Source organism: Escherichia sp. MR (assembly GCF_005280595.1).
GTDB lineage: Bacteria > Pseudomonadota > Gammaproteobacteria > Enterobacterales > Enterobacteriaceae > Escherichia > Escherichia ruysiae.
In genome coordinates this window covers 1-20,419 of record NZ_SZVK01000040.1, presented here as the reverse complement: position 1 = coordinate 20,419, position 20,419 = coordinate 1, and the positions used below count along the sequence as shown (strand labels likewise).

Sequence of the window (20,419 nt, the reverse complement as noted above, 5' to 3'; positions counted from 1 at the left end):
GCGTCGCTGATGTTACAACCAAAGCGTACAAAATTCCGTAAAATGCACAAAGGCCGTAACCGCGGTCTGGCGCAGGGTACGGATGTTAGCTTCGGCAGCTTCGGTCTGAAAGCTGTTGGCCGTGGTCGTCTGACTGCCCGTCAGATCGAAGCAGCACGTCGTGCTATGACCCGTGCAGTTAAGCGTCAAGGTAAGATCTGGATCCGTGTGTTCCCGGACAAACCGATCACTGAAAAGCCGCTGGCAGTGCGTATGGGTAAAGGTAAAGGTAACGTGGAGTATTGGGTTGCCTTGATTCAGCCGGGTAAAGTCCTGTATGAAATGGACGGTGTTCCGGAAGAGCTGGCCCGTGAAGCATTCAAGCTGGCAGCAGCGAAACTGCCGATTAAAACCACCTTTGTAACTAAGACGGTGATGTAATGAAAGCAAAAGAGCTGCGTGAGAAGAGCGTTGAAGAGCTGAACACCGAGCTGCTGAACCTGCTGCGTGAGCAGTTCAACCTGCGTATGCAGGCTGCAAGTGGCCAGCTGCAACAGTCTCACCTGTTGAAGCAAGTGCGTCGCGATGTCGCACGCGTTAAGACTTTACTGAACGAGAAGGCGGGTGCGTAATGACCGATAAAATCCGTACTCTGCAAGGTCGCGTTGTTAGCGACAAAATGGAGAAATCCATTGTTGTTGCTATCGAACGTTTTGTGAAACACCCGATCTACGGTAAATTCATCAAGCGTACGACCAAACTGCACGTACATGACGAGAACAACGAATGCGGTATCGGTGACGTGGTTGAAATCCGCGAATGCCGTCCGCTGTCCAAGACTAAATCCTGGACGCTGGTTCGCGTTGTAGAGAAAGCGGTTCTGTAATACAGTACACTCTCTCGATACGAATAAACGGCTCAGAAATGAGCCGTTTATTTTTTCTACCCATATCCTTGAAGCGGTGTTATAATGCCGCGCCCTCGATATGGGGATTTTTAACGACCTGATTTTCGGGTCTCAGTAGTAGTTGACATTAGCGGAGCACTAAAATGATCCAAGAACAGACTATGCTGAACGTCGCCGACAACTCCGGTGCACGTCGCGTAATGTGTATCAAGGTTCTGGGTGGCTCGCACCGTCGCTACGCAGGCGTAGGCGACATCATCAAGATCACCATCAAAGAAGCAATTCCGCGTGGTAAGGTCAAAAAAGGTGATGTGCTGAAGGCGGTAGTGGTGCGCACCAAGAAGGGTGTTCGTCGCCCGGACGGTTCTGTCATTCGCTTCGATGGTAATGCTTGTGTTCTTCTGAACAACAACAGCGAGCAGCCTATCGGTACGCGTATTTTTGGGCCGGTAACTCGTGAGCTTCGTAGTGAGAAGTTCATGAAAATTATCTCTCTGGCACCAGAAGTACTCTAAGGAGCGAATCATGGCAGCGAAAATCCGTCGTGATGACGAAGTTATCGTGTTAACCGGTAAAGATAAAGGTAAACGCGGTAAAGTTAAGAATGTCCTGTCTTCCGGCAAGGTCATTGTTGAAGGTATCAACCTGGTTAAGAAACATCAGAAGCCGGTTCCGGCCCTGAACCAACCGGGTGGCATCGTTGAAAAAGAAGCCGCTATTCAGGTTTCCAACGTAGCAATCTTCAATGCGGCAACCGGCAAGGCTGACCGTGTAGGCTTTAGATTCGAAGACGGTAAAAAAGTCCGTTTCTTCAAGTCTAACAGCGAAACTATCAAGTAATTTGGAGTAGTACGATGGCGAAACTGCATGATTACTACAAAGACGAAGTAGTTAAAAAACTCATGACTGAGTTTAACTACAATTCTGTCATGCAAGTCCCTCGGGTCGAGAAGATCACCCTGAACATGGGTGTTGGTGAAGCGATCGCTGACAAAAAACTGCTGGATAACGCAGCAGCAGACCTGGCAGCAATCTCCGGTCAAAAACCGCTGATCACCAAAGCACGCAAATCTGTTGCAGGCTTCAAAATCCGTCAGGGCTATCCGATCGGCTGTAAAGTAACTCTGCGTGGCGAACGCATGTGGGAGTTCTTTGAGCGCCTGATCACTATTGCTGTACCTCGTATCCGTGACTTCCGTGGCCTGTCCGCTAAGTCTTTCGACGGTCGTGGTAACTACAGCATGGGTGTCCGTGAGCAGATCATCTTCCCAGAAATCGACTACGATAAAGTCGACCGCGTTCGTGGTTTGGATATTACCATTACCACTACTGCGAAATCTGACGAAGAAGGCCGTGCTCTGCTGGCTGCCTTTGACTTCCCGTTCCGCAAGTAAGGTAGGGTTACTAAATGGCTAAGCAATCAATGAAAGCACGCGAAGTAAAACGCGTAGCTTTAGCTGATAAATACTTCGCGAAACGCGCTGAACTGAAAGCGATCATCTCTGATGTGAACGCTTCCGACGAAGATCGTTGGAATGCTGTTCTCAAGCTGCAGACTCTGCCGCGTGATTCCAGCCCGTCTCGTCAGCGTAACCGCTGCCGTCAAACAGGTCGTCCGCATGGTTTCCTGCGGAAGTTCGGGTTGAGCCGTATTAAGGTCCGTGAAGCCGCTATGCGCGGTGAAATCCCGGGTCTGAAAAAGGCTAGCTGGTAATTGTCACCAATTGAATCACGGGAGTAAAGACAGATGAGCATGCAAGATCCGATCGCGGATATGCTGACCCGTATCCGTAACGGTCAGGCCGCGAACAAAGCTGCGGTCACCATGCCTTCCTCCAAGCTGAAAGTGGCAATCGCCAACGTGCTGAAGGAAGAAGGTTTTATTGAAGATTTTAAAGTTGAAGGCGACACCAAGCCTGAACTGGAACTGACTCTTAAGTATTTCCAGGGCAAAGCTGTTGTAGAAAGCATTCAGCGTGTCAGCCGCCCAGGTCTGCGCATCTATAAACGTAAAGATGAGCTGCCGAAAGTTATGGCGGGTCTGGGTATCGCAGTTGTTTCTACCTCTAAAGGTGTTATGACTGATCGTGCAGCACGCCAGGCTGGTCTTGGTGGCGAAATTATCTGCTACGTAGCCTAATCGGAGGAAAAAATGTCTCGTGTTGCTAAAGCACCGGTCGTTGTTCCTGCCGGCGTTGACGTAAAAATCAACGGTCAGGTTATTACGATCAAAGGTAAAAACGGCGAGCTGACTCGTACTCTCAACGATGCTGTTGAAGTTAAACATGCAGATAATACCCTGACCTTCGGTCCGCGTGATGGTTACGCAGACGGTTGGGCTCAGGCTGGTACCGCGCGTGCCCTGCTGAACTCAATGGTTATCGGTGTTACCGAAGGCTTCACTAAGAAGCTGCAGCTGGTTGGTGTAGGTTACCGTGCAGCGGTTAAAGGCAATGTGATTAACCTGTCTCTGGGTTTCTCTCATCCTGTTGACCATCAGCTGCCTGCGGGTATCACTGCTGAATGTCCGACTCAGACTGAAATCGTGCTGAAAGGCGCTGATAAGCAGGTGATCGGCCAGGTTGCAGCGGATCTGCGCGCCTACCGTCGTCCTGAGCCTTACAAAGGCAAGGGTGTTCGTTACGCCGACGAAGTCGTGCGTACCAAAGAGGCTAAGAAGAAGTAAGGTAACACTATGGATAAGAAATCTGCTCGTATCCGTCGTGCGACCCGCGCACGCCGCAAGCTCCAGGAGCTGGGCGCAACTCGCCTGGTGGTACATCGTACCCCGCGTCACATTTACGCACAGGTAATTGCACCGAACGGTTCTGAAGTTCTGGTAGCTGCTTCTACTGTAGAAAAAGCTATCGCTGAACAACTGAAGTACACCGGTAACAAAGACGCGGCTGCAGCTGTGGGTAAAGCTGTCGCTGAACGCGCTCTGGAAAAAGGCATCAAAGATGTATCCTTTGACCGTTCCGGGTTCCAATATCATGGTCGTGTCCAGGCACTGGCAGATGCTGCCCGTGAAGCTGGCCTTCAGTTCTAAGGTAGAGGTGTAAGATGGCTCACATCGAAAAACAAGCTGGCGAACTGCAGGAAAAGCTGATCGCGGTAAACCGCGTATCTAAAACCGTTAAAGGTGGTCGTATTTTCTCCTTCACAGCTCTGACTGTAGTTGGCGATGGTAACGGTCGCGTTGGTTTTGGTTACGGTAAAGCGCGTGAAGTTCCAGCAGCGATCCAGAAAGCGATGGAAAAAGCCCGTCGCAATATGATTAATGTCGCGCTGAATAACGGCACTCTGCAACACCCTGTTAAAGGTGTTCACACGGGTTCTCGCGTATTCATGCAGCCGGCTTCCGAAGGTACCGGTATCATCGCCGGTGGTGCAATGCGCGCCGTTCTGGAAGTCGCTGGGGTTCATAACGTTCTGGCTAAAGCATATGGTTCCACCAACCCGATCAACGTGGTTCGTGCAACTATTGACGGCCTGGAAAATATGAGTTCTCCAGAAATGGTCGCTGCCAAGCGTGGTAAATCCGTTGAAGAAATTCTGGGGAAATAAACCATGGCAAAGACTATTAAAATTACTCAAACCCGCAGTGCAATCGGTCGTCTGCCGAAACACAAGGCAACGCTGCTTGGCCTGGGTCTGCGTCGTATTGGTCACACCGTAGAGCGCGAGGATACTCCTGCTATTCGCGGTATGATCAACGCGGTTTCCTTCATGGTTAAAGTTGAGGAGTAAGAGATGCGTTTAAATACTCTGTCTCCGGCCGAAGGCTCCAAAAAGGCGGGTAAACGCCTGGGTCGTGGTATCGGTTCTGGCCTCGGTAAAACCGGTGGTCGTGGTCACAAAGGTCAGAAGTCTCGTTCTGGCGGTGGCGTACGTCGCGGTTTCGAAGGTGGTCAGATGCCTCTGTACCGTCGTTTGCCGAAATTCGGCTTCACTTCTCGTAAAGCAGCGATTACAGCCGAAGTTCGTCTGTCTGACCTGGCTAAAGTAGAAGGCGGTGTTGTAGACCTGAACACGCTGAAAGCGGCTAACATTATCGGTATCCAGATCGAGTTCGCGAAAGTGATCCTGGCTGGCGAAGTAACTACTCCGGTAACTGTTCGTGGCCTGCGTGTTACTAAAGGCGCTCGTGCTGCTATCGAAGCTGCTGGCGGTAAAATCGAGGAATAAGTAGCAGATGGCTAAACAACCGGGATTAGATTTTCAAAGTGCCAAAGGTGGCTTAGGCGAGCTGAAACGCAGACTGCTGTTTGTTATCGGTGCGCTGATTGTGTTCCGTATTGGCTCTTTTATTCCGATCCCTGGTATTGATGCCGCTGTACTTGCCAAACTGCTTGAGCAACAGCGAGGCACCATCATTGAAATGTTTAACATGTTCTCTGGTGGTGCTCTCAGCCGTGCTTCTATCTTTGCTCTGGGGATCATGCCGTATATTTCGGCGTCGATCATTATCCAGCTGCTGACGGTGGTTCACCCAACGCTGGCAGAAATTAAGAAAGAAGGGGAGTCTGGTCGTCGTAAGATCAGCCAGTACACCCGTTACGGTACTCTGGTGCTGGCAATATTCCAGTCGATCGGTATTGCTACCGGTCTGCCGAATATGCCTGGTATGCAAGGCCTGGTTATTAACCCGGGCTTTGCATTCTACTTCACCGCTGTTGTAAGTCTGGTCACAGGAACAATGTTCCTGATGTGGTTGGGCGAACAGATCACTGAACGAGGTATCGGCAACGGTATTTCAATCATTATCTTCGCCGGTATTGTTGCGGGACTCCCGCCAGCCATTGCCCATACTATCGAGCAAGCGCGTCAAGGCGACCTGCACTTCCTCGTGTTGCTGTTGGTTGCAGTATTAGTATTTGCAGTGACGTTCTTTGTTGTTTTTGTTGAGCGTGGTCAACGCCGCATTGTGGTAAACTACGCAAAACGTCAACAAGGTCGTCGTGTCTATGCTGCACAGAGCACACATTTACCGCTGAAAGTGAATATGGCGGGGGTAATCCCGGCAATCTTCGCTTCCAGTATTATTCTGTTCCCGGCGACCATCGCGTCATGGTTCGGGGGCGGTACTGGTTGGAACTGGCTGACAACAATTTCGCTGTATTTGCAGCCTGGGCAACCGCTTTATGTGTTACTCTATGCGTCTGCAATCATCTTCTTCTGTTTCTTCTACACGGCGTTGGTTTTCAACCCGCGTGAAACAGCAGATAACCTGAAGAAGTCCGGTGCATTTGTACCAGGAATTCGTCCGGGAGAGCAAACGGCGAAGTATATCGATAAAGTAATGACCCGCCTGACCCTGGTTGGTGCGCTGTACATTACCTTTATCTGCCTGATCCCGGAGTTCATGCGTGATGCAATGAAAGTACCGTTCTACTTCGGTGGGACCTCACTGCTTATCGTTGTTGTCGTGATTATGGACTTTATGGCTCAAGTGCAAACTCTGATGATGTCTAGTCAGTATGAGTCTGCATTGAAGAAGGCGAACCTGAAAGGCTACGGCCGATAATTGGTCGCCCGAGAAGTTACGGAGAGTAAAAATGAAAGTTCGTGCTTCCGTCAAGAAATTATGCCGTAACTGCAAAATCGTTAAGCGTGATGGTGTCATCCGTGTGATTTGCAGTGCCGAGCCGAAGCATAAACAGCGCCAAGGCTGATTTATTCGCATATTTTTCTTGCAAAGTTGGGTTGAGCTGGCTAGATTAGCCAGCCAATCTTTTGTATGTCTGTGCGTTTCCATTTGAGTATCCTGAAAACGGGCTTTTCAGCATGGAACGTACATATTAAATAGTAGGAGTGCATAGTGGCCCGTATAGCAGGCATTAACATTCCTGATCATAAGCATGCCGTAATCGCATTAACTTCGATTTATGGCGTCGGCAAGACCCGTTCCAAAGCCATCCTGGCTGCAGCGGGTATCGCTGAAGATGTTAAGATCAGTGAGCTGTCTGAAGGACAAATCGACACGCTGCGTGACGAAGTTGCCAAATTTGTCGTTGAAGGTGATCTGCGCCGTGAAATCAGCATGAGCATCAAGCGCCTGATGGATCTTGGTTGCTATCGCGGTTTGCGTCATCGTCGTGGTCTCCCGGTTCGCGGTCAGCGTACCAAGACCAACGCACGTACCCGTAAGGGTCCGCGCAAACCGATCAAGAAATAATCGGGGTGATTGAATAATGGCAAAGGCACCAATTCGTGCACGTAAACGTGTAAGAAAACAAGTCTCTGACGGCGTGGCTCATATCCATGCTTCTTTCAACAACACCATCGTGACTATCACTGATCGTCAGGGTAACGCGTTGGGTTGGGCAACTGCCGGTGGTTCCGGTTTCCGTGGTTCTCGCAAATCCACTCCGTTTGCAGCTCAGGTTGCAGCAGAGCGTTGCGCTGACGCCGTGAAAGAATACGGCATCAAGAATCTGGAAGTTATGGTTAAAGGTCCGGGTCCAGGCCGCGAATCTACTATTCGTGCTCTGAACGCCGCAGGTTTCCGCATCACTAACATTACTGATGTGACTCCGATCCCTCATAACGGTTGTCGTCCGCCGAAAAAACGTCGCGTATAACGCTTCGTTTTCCAGGTTTGTTGGAGAAAGAAAATGGCAAGATATTTGGGTCCTAAGCTCAAGCTGAGCCGTCGTGAGGGCACCGACTTATTCCTTAAGTCTGGCGTTCGCGCGATCGATACCAAGTGTAAAATTGAACAAGCTCCTGGCCAGCACGGTGCGCGTAAACCGCGTCTGTCTGACTATGGTGTGCAGTTGCGTGAAAAGCAAAAAGTTCGCCGTATCTATGGTGTGCTGGAGCGTCAGTTCCGTAACTACTATAAAGAAGCAGCACGTCTGAAAGGCAACACCGGTGAAAACCTGTTGGCTCTGCTGGAAGGTCGTCTGGACAACGTTGTATACCGTATGGGCTTCGGTGCCACTCGTGCAGAAGCACGTCAGCTGGTTAGCCATAAAGCAATTATGGTAAACGGTCGTGTTGTTAACATCGCTTCTTATCAGGTTAGTCCGAATGACGTTGTAAGCATTCGTGAGAAAGCGAAGAAGCAGTCTCGCGTGAAAGCCGCTCTGGAGCTGGCTGAGCAGCGTGAAAAGCCAACCTGGCTGGAAGTTGATGCTGGCAAGATGGAAGGTACGTTTAAGCGTAAGCCGGAGCGTTCTGATCTGTCTGCGGACATTAACGAACACCTGATCGTCGAGCTTTACTCCAAGTAAAGCTTAGTACCAAAGAGAGGACACAATGCAGGGTTCTGTGACAGAGTTTCTAAAACCGCGCCTGGTTGATATCGAGCAAGTGAGTTCGACGCACGCCAAGGTGACCCTTGAGCCTTTAGAGCGTGGCTTTGGCCATACTCTGGGTAACGCACTGCGCCGTATTCTGCTCTCATCGATGCCGGGTTGCGCGGTGACCGAGGTTGAGATTGATGGTGTACTACATGAGTACAGCACCAAAGAAGGCGTTCAGGAAGATATCCTGGAAATCCTGCTCAACCTGAAAGGGCTGGCGGTGAGAGTTCAGGGCAAAGATGAAGTTATTCTTACCTTGAATAAATCTGGCATTGGCCCTGTGACTGCAGCCGATATCACCCACGACGGTGATGTCGAAATCGTCAAGCCGCAGCACGTGATCTGCCACCTGACCGATGAGAACGCGTCTATTAGCATGCGTATCAAAGTTCAGCGCGGTCGTGGTTATGTGCCGGCTTCTACCCGAATTCATTCGGAAGAAGATGAGCGCCCAATCGGCCGTCTGCTGGTCGACGCATGCTACAGCCCTGTAGAGCGTATTGCCTACAATGTTGAAGCAGCGCGTGTAGAACAGCGTACCGACCTGGACAAGCTGGTCATCGAAATGGAAACCAACGGCACAATCGATCCTGAAGAGGCGATTCGTCGTGCGGCAACCATTCTGGCTGAACAACTGGAAGCTTTCGTTGACTTACGTGATGTACGTCAGCCGGAAGTGAAAGAAGAGAAACCAGAGTTCGATCCGATCCTGCTGCGCCCTGTTGACGATCTGGAATTGACTGTCCGCTCTGCTAACTGCCTTAAAGCAGAAGCTATCCACTATATCGGTGATCTGGTACAGCGTACCGAGGTTGAGCTCCTTAAAACGCCTAACCTTGGTAAAAAATCTCTTACTGAGATTAAAGACGTGCTGGCTTCCCGTGGACTGTCTCTGGGTATGCGCCTGGAAAACTGGCCACCGGCAAGCATCGCTGACGAGTAACCGGATCACAGGTTAAGGTTTTACTGAGAAGGATAAGGTCATGCGCCATCGTAAGAGTGGTCGTCAACTGAACCGCAACAGCAGCCATCGCCAGGCTATGTTCCGTAATATGGCAGGTTCACTGGTTCGTCATGAAATCATCAAGACGACTCTGCCTAAAGCGAAAGAGCTGCGCCGCGTAGTTGAGCCGCTGATTACTCTTGCCAAGACTGATAGCGTTGCTAATCGTCGTCTGGCATTCGCCCGTACTCGTGATAACGAGATCGTGGCAAAACTGTTTAACGAACTGGGCCCGCGTTTCGCGAGCCGTGCCGGTGGTTACACTCGTATTCTGAAGTGTGGTTTCCGTGCAGGCGACAACGCGCCGATGGCTTACATCGAGCTGGTTGATCGTTCAGAGAAAGCAGAAGCTGCTGCAGAGTAATCTGAAGCAACGTAAAAAAACCCGCCCCGGCGGGTTTTTTTATACCCGCAGTATCCCCACTTATCTACAATAGCTGTACTCTTTTTGTTCATCCCCTGGAGTATTTATGTGGTTACTTGACCAGTGGGCAGAGCGCCATATATCAGAAGCGCAAGCGAAAGGTGAGTTTGATAACCTGCCCGGTAGCGGCGAGCCATTGATACTTGATGATGATTCCCACGTGCCACCGGAATTACGTGCGGGGTATCGCTTGTTGAAGAATGCAGGTTGCTTACCGCCAGAACTTGAGCAACGAAAGGAGGCAATTCAACTTCTGGATATCCTCAAAGGTATTCATCATGACGATCCGCAATATCATGAAGTTAGTCGTCGGTTGTTATTACTGGAGTTAAAGCTGCGACAAGCAGGATTGAGCACCGAGTTTTTACGTGGTGAGTATGCTGAAAAATTGTTGAATAAAATCAATGAGAACTAATGGAGTAAATATGTATCGTATTGGTGAGCTGGCAAAAATGGCGGAAGTGACGCCTGACACGATTCGTTATTACGAAAAGCAACAAATGATGGATCATGAAGTGCGTACCGAAGGTGGTTTTCGTCTTTATACTGAAAGCGATCTCCAACGTTTGAAGTTTATTCGTCACGCCAGACAGCTCGGTTTCAGCCTTGAGTCGATCCGAGAATTACTGTCGATCCGTATCGATCCTGAGCACCATACCTGTCAGGAATCAAAAGGCATTGTGCAGGAAAGATTACAGGAAGTGGAAGCGCGGATAGCCGAGTTGCAGAGTATGCAACGTTCACTGCAACGGCTTAATGATGCCTGTTGTGGGACAGCCCATAGCAGCGTTTATTGTTCGATTCTTGAAGCTCTTGAACAAGGGGCGAGTGGCGTTAAGAGTGGCTGTTGATTTATTGCCCTGGCGGGATTACACTCGCGCCGTTAAACAACCAACTGGAGTTTTTATGAGCCGATATCAGCATACTAAAGGGCAGATAAAGGATAATGCGATAGAAGCATTACTGCATGACCCCCTGTTCAGACAACGCGTAGAGAAAAATAAAAAAGGGAAAGGCAGCTATATGCGAAAAGGAAAACATGGCAATCGGGGGAACTGGGAGGCCAGTGGCAAGAAAGTGAATCGCTTTTTTACCACTGGCCTTCTGCTTTCTGGCGCTTGTTAAGAGCGGTTATTCTGCTCTTTCAGCAAATCACGAATTTCTGTCAGTAATACTTCTTCTTTAGTTGGTGCTGGAGCCGCCGCCGGTTCTTCTTTTTTCCGATTCAGTTTGTTGATTAGCTTAATCGCCATAAAGATGGCAAAGGCAACAATCAGAAAATCAAATACGTTTTGAATGAAGACGCCGTAATGCATAACAACAGCGGGTACATCCCCCTGCGCATCGCGTAATGTGACAGCAAACTGTTTAAAGTCGATCCCGCCAATTAATAAACCCAGCGGCGGCATGATGATATCAGCAACCAGTGAAGAGACGATCTTACCGAATGCGGCGCCGATAATGACACCTACAGCCAAATCCACTACATTCCCGCGCATCGCAAATTCGCGAAATTCTTTAATAATGCTCATGTTATTCTCCCTATGAAACTGACATTTATAAGTCTAACAAATGTTAAGCCATTTTCCTGCCAGGAATGAATTTAATTAATCCTTGATAATCAAAGGGAAATAATAAGGCGTCATTAGACGCCTTATTAATTACAAAAAGAAAGGGCTTGGCTGGAAGAGTCTTTCGACGTCGGTAATAAACTTTTTATCTGTAAGAAACATAATCACGTGATCGCCTTGCTCAATACGTAAATTATCATTAGCAATCATCACGTCGTTTCCGCGTACCACCGCACCGATGATTGTCCCCGGTGGCAGTTTAATTTCATCAATAACCCGACCAACAACACGAGAAGTGCTCTCATCACCGTGAGCAACAGCTTCAATAGCTTCAGCCACACCTCGACGGAGTGAGGAAACACCAACAATATCAGCTTTTCGCACATGACTAAGCAACGCAGATATAGTTGCTTGTTGCGGTGAAATCGCAATATCGATCACGCTTCCTTGAACCAGATCCACATAAGCGCGACGTTGGATCAACACCATCACCTTTTTTGCCCCCATACGTTTGGCAAGCATGGCGGACATGATATTGGCTTCGTCATCGTTGGTGACGGCAATAAACAGATCAACTTGATCAATATGTTCTTCAGCCAGCAGTTCCTGATCCGACGCATCGCCAAAAAAGACGATCGTATTCTGCAACTTTTCCGCCAGTTCGGCAGCGCGCTGCTGATTACGTTCGATGAGTTTGACGCTGTAATCTTTTTCCAGACGACGCGCCAGTCCAGCGCCGATATTGCCGCCGCCTACCAGCATAATCCGCTTATACGGTTTTTCCAGACGTTGTAATTCGCTCATCACCGCGCGGATATGCTGTGAAGCAGCAATAAAGAACACTTCATCACCAGCTTCAACGATGGTCGAACCTTGCGGACGAATGGGGCGATCGTGGCGGAAAATTGCTGCCACACGAGTATCGATATGTGGCATATGTTCGCGCATGGTCGAAAGTGCATTACCAATCAGCGGGCCACCATAATAGGCTTTAACCACAGCCAGACTGACTTTACCCTCAGCGAAGTTCACCACCTGCAATGCGCCGGGATACTCAATCAGTCGGTAAATATTATCGATAACCAACTGCTCTGGCGCGATCAGATGATCAATCGGTACGGCATCAGAATGGAATAGCTTATCAGCATCTCGAACGTAGTCCGGCGAGCGGATACGAGCGATGCGATTAGGGGTGTTGAAAAGTGAGTAGGCTACCTGGCAGGCAACCATATTAGTTTCATCTGAACTAGTTACAGCAACCAGCATATCGGCGTCGTCGGCACCTGCCTCTCGCAATACGCGTGGATGAGAGCCATGCCCCTGCACAACACGCAGATCAAATTTATCCTGCAAGGTCCGCAGACGCTCACCATTAGTATCGACAACGGTAATATCGTTGTTCTCGCCAACCAGGTTTTCCGCCAGCGTGCCGCCAACCTGACCGGCACCCAGAATGATAATTTTCATCAGTCGCGACCCGTTATCTCATCACTTTTTGATTAGCTTAGCGTAAAAGAAGCCGTCACCGTCTTCGGCGCCTGGAAGATTTTGCTTACCAGGTTGCTCAGGTGTTCCTGTTTCGCAAAGTACGGCATCATCAGTACGTTGCAAAAAGGCTTTAATCTGCTGGCTATTCTCTTCCGGCAACACCGAACAGGTAGCATAAACCAGGGTTCCACCGGATTTTAAATGTGGCCAGATGGCGTCAAGGATTTCAGACTGCAACTGAGCGAGTTCCGGGATATCGCGATCGCGACGCAACCATTTAATATCCGGATGGCGACGAATCACACCGGTTGCCGAACAAGGCGCATCTAATAAAATGCGATCAAACTGTTGCTCGCCACACCATTGGGAAGGGTAACGGCCATCACCTTGTTTCACGATTGCCTTCATACCAAGGCGTTTTAAATTGTCGTAAACGCGAGAGAGCCGTTGCTCATCAATATCGACCGCCAGCACTTGCGCTTCTGGTGCCACTTCAAGGATATGCGTTGTTTTACCGCCGGGGGCGGCACAAAGATCCAGAATGTATTCACCATTTTGTGGAGCAAGCCAGGTCATGCAACCTTGTGCTGATGCATCCTGAACGGTAACCCATCCTTCTTCAAAACCGGGTAGCGCATGAACAGGTGCGGGTGTTTCCAGGCGTACAGCATCCGGGTAATCCGCATGTGGGAAGCCTTGCATACCAGCCTCTTCCAGAAGTGCAATCCAGTTATCGCGGGAATTATGCATACGATTAACGCGCAGCCACATTGGCGGACGCTGGTTATTGGCTTTGACGATGGATTGCCACTGCTCTGGATACGCTTTTTGCAGACGCTTCAGCAACCAGGAAGGATGTAGATAACGTGCATCACTGGCATTAAACTCGGCTAATAACTCTTCTTGCTGACGCTGGAACTGGCGTAACACGCCGTTAATCAGCCCCTTAAGTTGCGGGCGCTTAATTGCGACAGCACCTTCAACCGTTTCAGCCAGCGCAGCATGAGGTGGAATGCGGGTATAAAGCAGTTGATACAAACCAACCATAATCAGGTAATGCACAGTACGCTGTTTGCCAGTCATCGGACGGGCCATTAACTTATTAATCAGCCAGTCTAGCTGTGAGAGCGTACGCAATACGCCAAAGCACAACTCTTGAAGAAGGGCTTTGTCTTTATCGGAAACTTTTTGCTGTAGCGGTGGCAGAATGTTGCTTAATGATTGCCCTTGTTCGACGACTTGTTCAACGGCCTGGGCCGCCATGCTACGTAAATTACGTTGTTTTTTCATAAGTATAAAAATAAAAATGCCCGGCAAGACCGGGCTTAGAAGAGTGGACTATCAGGCCAGACGGTTGCCCGGAACAAACCATTCCCGACGAGAATTCAGGAGGTCTTGCGCGCTCATCGCTTTCTTACCCGCAGGTTGTAACGAGAGCAGGTTCAGGATGCCATCACCAGTTGCAACCTGGATGCCTTGTTTGTTGGCTTCAAGGATCGTTCCTGGCGCAGCCTTTGTTGGCGTATCAATGACCGACGCTTTCCAGACCTTAACCGGCTGTCCTTCAATTTCCAGCCAGCTCATCGGCCATGGATTGAAAGCGCGAATGCAGCGTTCAAGCTGTGCTGCCGAAAGTGACCAGTCAATACGTGCTTCTTCTTTACTTAGCTTTTCAGCGTAAGTGACAAGAGTTTCGTCCTGAACTTCTGGTTTCGCCGTCCCGTCTGCCAGTTGTTTCAACGTGGTGATAAGCCCTTGTGGGCCAAGCTCTGCCAGCTTGTCGTACAGCGTACCACTGGTATCTTCTGCAGTGATCGGGCAGGAGAGTTTATAAAGCATATCGCCAGTGTCCAAACCGACATCCATTTGCATAATGGTCACGCCGGTTTCTGCATCTCCCGCCCATAACGAACGTTGGATTGGCGCGGCACCGCGCCAGCGAGGCAGCAGTGAACCATGAACATTGATACAGCCGAGACGTGGCATCTCCAGCACAGCTTTAGGCAGAATCAGCCCATAGGCGACGACAACCATAACATCAGCTTGCAGGTCAGCGACCAGTTGCTGGTTTTCTTGTGGACGCAAAGAAACAGGCTGAAAAACGGGTAAGCCTTTTTCTTCAGCCAGCATTTTGACCGGACTTGGCATCAGCTTTTTGCCGCGCCCTGCTGGTCGGTCGGGTTGGGTAAACACGCCAACAACGTTATGTCCAGAAGACAACAGCGCGTCAAGATGACGCGCTGCAAAGTCAGGTGTACCCGCAAAAATAATACGTAGTGATTCTGACACGTTAGTTCTTATCCTTAAGCCCGGGCTTTCAGACGATCCAGTTTTTCAACTTTCTGACGAATACGTTGTTGTTTCAGCGGTGACAGATAATCCATAAACAGTTTGCCAACCAGGTGATCCATCTCATGTTGAATACAGATGGCTAACAGGCCGTCTGCTTCCAGTTCAAATGGTTTACCGTCGCGGTCCAGGGCGCGAATTTTAACTTTCTCAGCGCGTGGCACTAAAGCACGTTGTTCAGGGATCGACAGGCAACCTTCTTCAATGCCTGTTTCGCCGCTTTTTTCTAAAAGCTCCGGATTGATTAGCACCAGCCGTTCGTCACGGTTTTCCGAAACATCAATAACAATGATACGTTGATGGATATCAACCTGGGTTGCAGCCAGGCCAATACCTTCTTCTGCGTACATCGTCTCGAACATATCATCGACGATACGCTGAATTTCTGCATTCACTTCTTCTACCGGTTTAGCAACTTTGCGAAGCCGCTCGTCCGGAATATGTAACACTTGCAAAACTGACATAAATCTCCAGAGATGTGTTCAGGAGTTAGAAAGATTATTTCTTCTATTCTAGACAAATCCCCCTCTGATTGACAGCATCACTGACCAATCGCAAAGATTGCTAAGGCTGCTTATGGCAGGGAGATAAGGATGGTCGATACAGAAATTTGGCTGCGTCTGATGGGCATCAGCAGCTTGTACGGTGATGATATGGTTCGTATCGCTCACTGGCTGGCAAAACAGTCGTATATTGATGCGGTTGTATTGCAGCAAACAGGGCTTACATTGCGGCAGGCACAACGCTTTCTTTCATTTCCGCAAAAGAGTATTGAAAGCTCACTTTGTTGGCTTGAACAACCCAATCATCATTTAATCCCTGCGGATAGCGAATTTTATCCTCCTCAACTTCTCGCAACGGTTGATTATCCCGGTGCTCTGTTTGTTGCCGGGGGGCTTCCCGCATTGCGATCATTTCAGCTTGCCGTCGTGGGAAGTCGTGCTCATTCATGGTATGGCGAGCGATGGGGACGATTATTTTGCGAATCGCTGGCGACACGTGGCGTAACGATTACCAGTGGGCTGGCGCGTGGAATCGACGGTGTGGCACATAAAGCGGCGGTACAGGTAAATGGCGTTAGTATTGCGGTCTTGGGAAATGGACTCAATACCATCCATCCGCGTCGCCATGCTCAACTCGCCGCTAGTCTGCTTGAACAGGGAGGCGCTATCGTTTCCGAATTTCCGCTGGATGTTCCGCCACTGTCTTACAATTTCCCGCGAAGAAATCGCATTATCAGTGGTCTAAGTAAAGGTGTACTGGTGGTAGAAGCTGCTTTACGTAGTGGTTCTTTGGTGACAGCACGTTGTGCGCTTGAACAGGGGCGAGAAGTTTTTGCCTTGCCCGGTCCATTAGGGAGTCCGGGAAGCGAAGGGCCTCACTGGTTAATAAAACAAGGTGCGACTCTTGTGACGGAACCGGAAGAAATCCTGGAAAATTTGCAATACGGATTGCACTGGTTGCCAGATGCCCCTGAAAATTCATTTTATTCACCGGATCAGGAAGACGTGGCATTGCCATTTCCTGAGCTCCTGGCTAACGTAGGAGATGAGGTAACACCTGTTGACGTCGTCGCTGAACGTGCCGGCCAACCTGTGCCAGAGGTAGTTACTCAACTACTCGAACTGGAGTTAGCAGGGTGGATCGCAGCAGTACCCGGCGGCTATGTCCGATTGAGGAGGGCATGCCATGTTCGACGTACTAATGTATTTGTTTGAAACCTATATTCACACAGAAGCTGAGTTGCGTGTGGATCAAGACAAACTTGAACAGGATCTTACCGATGCAGGATTTGATCGAGAAGATATCTACAATGCCCTGCTTTGGCTGGAAAAGCTTGCGGATTATCAGGAAGGACTGGCAGAGCCAATGCAACTGGCCTCTGATCCACTCTCCATGCGTATTTATACCCCGGAAGAGTGTGAAAGACTGGATGCCAGCTGTCGTGGTTTTCTGCTTTTCCTTGAGCAAATTCAGGTGCTTAACCTTGAAACCCGTGAAATGGTGATAGAGCGAGTGCTCGCGCTGGATACCGCAGAGTTCGACCTGGAAGATCTAAAATGGGTGATCCTGATGGTGTTGTTCAATATTCCGGGTTGCGAAAATGCGTACCAGCAAATGGAAGAATTACTCTTTGAAGTGAATGAAGGTATGCTGCATTAATCATTTCTTTAATTCAGCATAAGTTGTTATGGCGAAATCAGCACTGTTCACGGTGCGTAATAATGAGTCCTGCCCAAAGTGCGGGGCTGATCTGGTTATTCGATCCGGGAAACACGGTCCGTTTCTTGGGTGCTCACAGTATCCGGCGTGTGACTACGTCCGTCCTCTGAAATCTTCAGCGGATGGGCATATCGTCAAAGTTCTGGAGGGGCAAGTTTGCCCTGCATGTAGCGCAAATCTGGTATTACGCCAGGGACGCTTTGGTATGTTTATTGGCTGCAGTAACTACCCAGAATGCGAACATACTGAACTTATCGATAAACCGGACGAAACGGCAATTACATGTCCCCAATGTCGGACGGGTCATCTGGTCCAGCGCCGCTCCCGTTATGGCAAAACATTCCACTCCTGTGATCGCTACCCGGAGTGTCAATTTGCTATTAACTTCAAACCCATAGCCGGAGAGTGTCCTGAGTGTCACTATCCGCTACTCATCGAAAAGAAAACCGCGCAGGGTGTTAAACATTTCTGTGCCAGTAAACAATGTGGAAAGCCGGTTTCGGCGGAATAATAACGTGAATAATAACCTGCAAGGAGACGCTATCGCGGCTGCGGTAGATGTCCTCAATGAAGAACGTGTCATCGCCTATCCAACGGAAGCTGTTTTCGGTGTCGGGTGCGATCCTGATAGCGAAACTGCAGTGATGCGACTGTTGGAGTTAAAACAGCGTCCGGTTGATAAGGGGCTGATTTTAATCGCAGCAAATTACGAGCAGCTCAAACCTTATATCGATGACAGCATGCTGACGGACGCGCAGCGTGAAACCATTTTTTCCCGCTGGCCAGGTCCTGTCACCTTTGTCTTTCCCGCGCCTGCGACAACACCGCGCTGGTTGACGGGGCGCTTTGATTCGCTTGCTGTACGAGTCACCGACCATCCGTTGGTGATTGCTTTGTGCCAGGCTTATGGTAAACCGCTGGTTTCTACTAGTGCCAACTTGAGTGGATTGCCACCTTGCCGGACAGTAGACGAAGTTCGCGCACAATTTGGCGCGGCGTTCCCGGTTGTGCCTGGTGAAACGGGGGGGCGTTTAAATCCTTCAGAAATCCGCGATGCCCTGACGGGTGAACTGTTTCGACAGGGGTAACATAATGGAAATCTATGCTGTTTTTGGTAATCCGATAGCCCACAGCAAATCGCCATTCATTCATCAGCAATTTGCTCAGCAACTGAATATTGAACATCCCTATGGGCGCGTGTTGGCACCCATCAATGATTTCATCAACACACTGAACGCTTTCTTTAGTGCTGGTGGTAAAGGTGCGAATGTGACGGTGCCTTTTAAAGAAGAGGCTTTTGCCAGAGCGGATGAACTCACTGAACGGGCAGCGTTGGCTGGTGCTGTTAATACCCTCAAGCAGTTAGAAGATGGGCGCCTGCTGGGTGACAATACCGATGGCGTAGGTTTGTTAAGCGATCTGGAACGTCTCTCTTTTATCCGCCCCGGGTTACGTATCCTGCTCATTGGCGCTGGCGGGGCATCTCGCGGTGTACTACTGCCACTTCTTTCCCTGGACTGTGCGGTGACAATCACTAATCGGACGGTTTCCCGCGCGGAAGAGTTGGCTAAATTGTTTGCGCATACTGGCAGTATTCAGGCGTTGGGTATGGACGAACTGGAAAGTCATGAGTTCGATCTCATTATTAATGCAACATCCAGTGGCATCAGTGGTGATATTCCCGCGATCCCAGCATCGCTCATCCATCCAGGTATTTGTTGTTATGACATGTTCTATCAGAAAGGAAAAACACCTTTTCTGGCATGGTGTGAGCAGCGAGGCTCAAAGCATAATGCTGATGGTTTAGGGATGCTGGTGGCACAGGCGGCTCATGCCTTCCTTCTTTGGCATGGCGTTCTGCCTGATGTAGAACCGGTCATCAAACAATTGCAACAGGAGCTGTCGGTGTGAATCAGGCCATCCAGTTTCCAGACAGGGAAGAGTGGGACGAGAATAAAAAATGTGTATGTTTTCCCGCTCTCGTGAATGGCATGCAACTGACATGTGCGATCTCTGGCGAGAGCCTGGCGTATCGCTTTACTGGAGATACGCCAGAACAGTGGTTAGCGAGTTTTCGTCAGCATCGCTGGGACCTGGAAGAAGAAGCGGAAAACTTAATTCAGGAACAAAGTGAAGATGATCAAGGCTGGGTCTGGTTACCCTGATCCAGATATTCGTCTTTCCATTTGACGTAATTATTCGCGGAATAGCGTAACCCAGCCTTCTCTTCATCACTTAACGGGCGGATCTGTTTGACGGGGCTACCGAGATACAGATATCCGCTCTCCAGCCGTTTATTTTGTGGGACCAGGCTACCCGCACCAATCATCACATCATCTTCTACTATTGCGCCATCAAGTAAAATTGAGCCCATCCCAACCAAAACTCGATTGCCAATGGTGCAGCCGTGGAGCATCACTTTATGTCCAACCGTAACGTCTTCGCCGACGATTAACGGATTGCCTTGTGGATTAGCCGTTGATTTATGGGTCACGTGTAAGACGCTGCCATCCTGGATATTGGTTCGGGCGCCGATCTGAACATAATTAACATCACCACGAATTACAACAAGTGGCCAGATCCCCACATCATCGGCCAACCGAACATCACCAATAATCACACTGCTACTGTCAATCATGACTCGCTGACCGATTTGTGGAAAAAGATCCCGGTATGGGCGTAGAGTGTCTGACATACTTACCTCAACGAAAAATGATTTATCTATGACTTTGGGTGCTTTATTAGCCTTGCGCAAGTGTTTTGCTATGTAAAAATGCGCCATTTTGCATGTGAATGCAGCAAAGAGGCTGAAAAAAGAACAAACAGAAAAAAAGATCAAAAAAGTACTTGTGCAAAAAATTGGGATCCCTATAATGCGCCTCCGTTGAGACGACAACGTGAAACACTTCACAAGATGGTCGTAACAACGAAGAGAAAAATCCTGAAATTCAGGGTTGACTCTGAAAGAGGAAAGCGTAATATACGCCACCTCGCGACAGTGAGCTGAAAGCCGCGTCGCAACTGCTCTTTAACAATTTATCAGACAATCTGTGTGGGCACTCGAAGATGCGGATTCTTAACGTCCTCGGACGATAAATGAATACCAAGTCTCAAGAGTGAACACGTAATTCATTACGAAGTTTAATTCTTTGAGCATCAAACTTT

General features: G+C 49.4%; 35 protein-coding genes. 29 read left to right on the top strand and 6 right to left on the bottom strand.

Features of this window, described 5'->3' with window-relative positions; all coding sequences use genetic code 11:
• Positions 1–9: 9 nt before the first annotated feature.
• From rplP to arfA, 23 genes are all read left to right on the top strand, one after another.
• Complete coding sequence (rplP, locus tag FC814_RS16200) at positions 10–420, top strand: 50S ribosomal protein L16 (protein ID WP_000941212.1); 411 nt, start codon at positions 10–12, stop codon at positions 418–420.
• Positions 420–611, top strand: a complete 192-nt coding sequence (rpmC, locus tag FC814_RS16195) for a 50S ribosomal protein L29 (RefSeq protein ID WP_000644741.1) — start codon at positions 420–422, stop codon at positions 609–611. The genes rplP and rpmC overlap by 1 nt, the downstream gene beginning before the upstream one ends.
• On the top strand, positions 611–865 hold the full coding sequence (rpsQ, locus tag FC814_RS16190; protein WP_000130100.1) for a 30S ribosomal protein S17: 255 nt from the start codon (positions 611–613) through the stop codon (positions 863–865). Before rpmC ends, rpsQ begins: the two co-directional genes overlap by 1 nt.
• Before the next feature lie 164 nt (positions 866–1,029).
• Positions 1,030–1,401, top strand: coding sequence for a 50S ribosomal protein L14 (rplN, locus tag FC814_RS16185; RefSeq protein WP_000613955.1), 372 nt, complete (start codon positions 1,030–1,032; stop codon positions 1,399–1,401).
• Positions 1,402–1,411: 10 nt separating this feature from the next.
• Positions 1,412–1,726, top strand: a complete 315-nt coding sequence (rplX, locus tag FC814_RS16180; protein ID WP_000729185.1) for a 50S ribosomal protein L24 — start codon at positions 1,412–1,414, stop codon at positions 1,724–1,726.
• Between the two features lie 14 nt (positions 1,727–1,740).
• Positions 1,741–2,280: a 50S ribosomal protein L5 gene (gene rplE / locus FC814_RS16175; RefSeq protein WP_001096200.1), complete on the top strand. Its 540-nt coding sequence runs from the start codon at positions 1,741–1,743 to the stop codon at positions 2,278–2,280.
• Positions 2,281–2,294: 14 nt separating this feature from the next.
• Positions 2,295–2,600 (top strand): 30S ribosomal protein S14, encoded by a 306-nt coding sequence (gene rpsN, locus FC814_RS16170; RefSeq protein WP_001118930.1) that lies wholly within the window; start codon positions 2,295–2,297, stop codon positions 2,598–2,600.
• Positions 2,601–2,633: 33 nt separating this feature from the next.
• A complete protein-coding gene (gene rpsH / locus FC814_RS16165; protein WP_000062611.1) occupies positions 2,634–3,026 on the top strand; it encodes a 30S ribosomal protein S8 in 393 nt (130 codons plus the stop codon).
• Positions 3,027–3,038: 12 nt separating this feature from the next.
• On the top strand, positions 3,039–3,572 hold the full coding sequence (rplF, locus tag FC814_RS16160; RefSeq protein ID WP_000091945.1) for a 50S ribosomal protein L6: 534 nt from the start codon (positions 3,039–3,041) through the stop codon (positions 3,570–3,572).
• A 9-nt stretch (positions 3,573–3,581) separates the two neighbouring features.
• Positions 3,582–3,935, top strand: coding sequence for a 50S ribosomal protein L18 (gene rplR, locus FC814_RS16155; RefSeq protein WP_000358960.1), 354 nt, complete (start codon positions 3,582–3,584; stop codon positions 3,933–3,935).
• A gap of 14 nt (positions 3,936–3,949) precedes the next feature.
• Positions 3,950–4,453 (top strand): 30S ribosomal protein S5, encoded by a 504-nt coding sequence (rpsE, locus tag FC814_RS16150; RefSeq protein WP_000940122.1) that lies wholly within the window; start codon positions 3,950–3,952, stop codon positions 4,451–4,453.
• Between the two features lie 3 nt (positions 4,454–4,456).
• Positions 4,457–4,636, top strand: coding sequence for a 50S ribosomal protein L30 (gene rpmD, locus FC814_RS16145; protein WP_001140433.1), 180 nt, complete (start codon positions 4,457–4,459; stop codon positions 4,634–4,636).
• A 3-nt stretch (positions 4,637–4,639) separates the two neighbouring features.
• Entirely contained in the window at positions 4,640–5,074 is a 435-nt protein-coding gene (rplO, locus tag FC814_RS16140) for a 50S ribosomal protein L15 (protein WP_001238917.1), read from the top strand.
• Positions 5,075–5,081: 7 nt separating this feature from the next.
• Positions 5,082–6,413, top strand: coding sequence for a preprotein translocase subunit SecY (gene secY, locus FC814_RS16135; protein WP_001118861.1), 1,332 nt, complete (start codon positions 5,082–5,084; stop codon positions 6,411–6,413).
• Between the two features lie 31 nt (positions 6,414–6,444).
• Positions 6,445–6,561 (top strand): 50S ribosomal protein L36, encoded by a 117-nt coding sequence (gene rpmJ / locus FC814_RS16130; RefSeq protein WP_000868187.1) that lies wholly within the window; start codon positions 6,445–6,447, stop codon positions 6,559–6,561.
• Positions 6,562–6,707: 146 nt separating this feature from the next.
• On the top strand, positions 6,708–7,064 hold the full coding sequence (gene rpsM, locus FC814_RS16125) for a 30S ribosomal protein S13 (protein ID WP_000090775.1): 357 nt from the start codon (positions 6,708–6,710) through the stop codon (positions 7,062–7,064).
• Positions 7,065–7,080: 16 nt separating this feature from the next.
• Positions 7,081–7,470, top strand: a complete 390-nt coding sequence (rpsK, locus tag FC814_RS16120; RefSeq protein ID WP_001029684.1) for a 30S ribosomal protein S11 — start codon at positions 7,081–7,083, stop codon at positions 7,468–7,470.
• Positions 7,471–7,503: 33 nt separating this feature from the next.
• Positions 7,504–8,124, top strand: coding sequence for a 30S ribosomal protein S4 (gene rpsD / locus FC814_RS16115; RefSeq protein WP_000135224.1), 621 nt, complete (start codon positions 7,504–7,506; stop codon positions 8,122–8,124).
• 25 nt (positions 8,125–8,149) lie between these two features.
• Complete coding sequence (rpoA, locus tag FC814_RS16110; RefSeq protein WP_001162094.1) at positions 8,150–9,139, top strand: DNA-directed RNA polymerase subunit alpha; 990 nt, start codon at positions 8,150–8,152, stop codon at positions 9,137–9,139.
• Between the two features lie 40 nt (positions 9,140–9,179).
• Positions 9,180–9,563, top strand: a complete 384-nt coding sequence (gene rplQ, locus FC814_RS16105) for a 50S ribosomal protein L17 (protein WP_001216368.1) — start codon at positions 9,180–9,182, stop codon at positions 9,561–9,563.
• Between the two features lie 106 nt (positions 9,564–9,669).
• Positions 9,670–10,038, top strand: a complete 369-nt coding sequence (locus tag FC814_RS16100) for a DUF1992 domain-containing protein (RefSeq protein WP_137326182.1) — start codon at positions 9,670–9,672, stop codon at positions 10,036–10,038.
• Between the two features lie 10 nt (positions 10,039–10,048).
• Entirely contained in the window at positions 10,049–10,474 is a 426-nt protein-coding gene (gene zntR / locus FC814_RS16095) for a Zn(2+)-responsive transcriptional regulator (RefSeq protein ID WP_000285598.1), read from the top strand.
• A 55-nt stretch (positions 10,475–10,529) separates the two neighbouring features.
• Positions 10,530–10,748 (top strand): alternative ribosome-rescue factor ArfA, encoded by a 219-nt coding sequence (gene arfA, locus FC814_RS16090; RefSeq protein WP_000092701.1) that lies wholly within the window; start codon positions 10,530–10,532, stop codon positions 10,746–10,748.
• Here the strand turns inward: arfA and mscL are convergent.
• From mscL to def, 5 genes are all read right to left on the bottom strand, one after another.
• Positions 10,745–11,155, bottom strand: coding sequence for a large-conductance mechanosensitive channel protein MscL (mscL, locus tag FC814_RS16085; protein WP_000022446.1), 411 nt, complete (start codon positions 11,153–11,155; stop codon positions 10,745–10,747). The two genes, arfA and mscL, sit on opposite strands and share 4 nt — an antisense overlap.
• 129 nt (positions 11,156–11,284) lie before the next feature.
• Positions 11,285–12,661: a Trk system potassium transporter TrkA gene (trkA, locus tag FC814_RS16080; protein ID WP_000691382.1), complete on the bottom strand. Its 1,377-nt coding sequence runs from the start codon at positions 12,659–12,661 to the stop codon at positions 11,285–11,287.
• A 21-nt stretch (positions 12,662–12,682) separates the two neighbouring features.
• Positions 12,683–13,972 (bottom strand): 16S rRNA (cytosine(967)-C(5))-methyltransferase RsmB, encoded by a 1,290-nt coding sequence (gene rsmB, locus FC814_RS16075; protein ID WP_137326181.1) that lies wholly within the window; start codon positions 13,970–13,972, stop codon positions 12,683–12,685.
• Positions 13,973–14,023: 51 nt separating this feature from the next.
• Positions 14,024–14,971 (bottom strand): methionyl-tRNA formyltransferase, encoded by a 948-nt coding sequence (fmt, locus tag FC814_RS16070; RefSeq protein ID WP_000004442.1) that lies wholly within the window; start codon positions 14,969–14,971, stop codon positions 14,024–14,026.
• Between the two features lie 14 nt (positions 14,972–14,985).
• Positions 14,986–15,495 carry a peptide deformylase gene (def, locus tag FC814_RS16065; RefSeq protein WP_000114984.1) on the bottom strand — a complete coding sequence of 170 codons (510 nt, stop codon included), beginning with the start codon at positions 15,493–15,495 and terminating at the stop codon, positions 14,986–14,988.
• Between the two features lie 129 nt (positions 15,496–15,624).
• Here def and dprA point away from each other — a divergent pair, with 129 nt between their 5' ends.
• The 6 genes from dprA to FC814_RS16035 are packed head-to-tail and all read left to right on the top strand — an operon-like array spanning position 15,625 to position 19,419.
• Positions 15,625–16,749 (top strand): DNA-protecting protein DprA, encoded by a 1,125-nt coding sequence (gene dprA, locus FC814_RS16060; protein ID WP_000228513.1) that lies wholly within the window; start codon positions 15,625–15,627, stop codon positions 16,747–16,749.
• A complete protein-coding gene (smg, locus tag FC814_RS16055) occupies positions 16,721–17,194 on the top strand; it encodes a DUF494 family protein Smg (protein ID WP_000460672.1) in 474 nt (157 codons plus the stop codon). Before dprA ends, smg begins: the two co-directional genes overlap by 29 nt.
• 28 nt (positions 17,195–17,222) lie before the next feature.
• Complete coding sequence (locus FC814_RS16050) at positions 17,223–17,765, top strand: type I DNA topoisomerase (RefSeq protein ID WP_010346159.1); 543 nt, start codon at positions 17,223–17,225, stop codon at positions 17,763–17,765.
• A gap of 4 nt (positions 17,766–17,769) precedes the next feature.
• Positions 17,770–18,342: an L-threonylcarbamoyladenylate synthase type 1 TsaC gene (gene tsaC / locus FC814_RS16045; protein ID WP_010346162.1), complete on the top strand. Its 573-nt coding sequence runs from the start codon at positions 17,770–17,772 to the stop codon at positions 18,340–18,342.
• A gap of 4 nt (positions 18,343–18,346) precedes the next feature.
• On the top strand, positions 18,347–19,165 hold the full coding sequence (gene aroE / locus FC814_RS16040; RefSeq protein ID WP_000409177.1) for a shikimate dehydrogenase: 819 nt from the start codon (positions 18,347–18,349) through the stop codon (positions 19,163–19,165).
• Entirely contained in the window at positions 19,162–19,419 is a 258-nt protein-coding gene (locus tag FC814_RS16035; RefSeq protein WP_001070563.1) for a DUF1488 domain-containing protein, read from the top strand. Before aroE ends, FC814_RS16035 begins: the two co-directional genes overlap by 4 nt.
• On the opposite strand, the gene FC814_RS16030 is transcribed toward FC814_RS16035, so the two are convergent.
• Positions 19,395–19,949 carry a gamma carbonic anhydrase family protein gene (locus FC814_RS16030; RefSeq protein WP_085461310.1) on the bottom strand — a complete coding sequence of 185 codons (555 nt, stop codon included), beginning with the start codon at positions 19,947–19,949 and terminating at the stop codon, positions 19,395–19,397. The two genes, FC814_RS16035 and FC814_RS16030, sit on opposite strands and share 25 nt — an antisense overlap.
• Between the last annotated feature and the right edge of the window lie 470 nt (positions 19,950–20,419).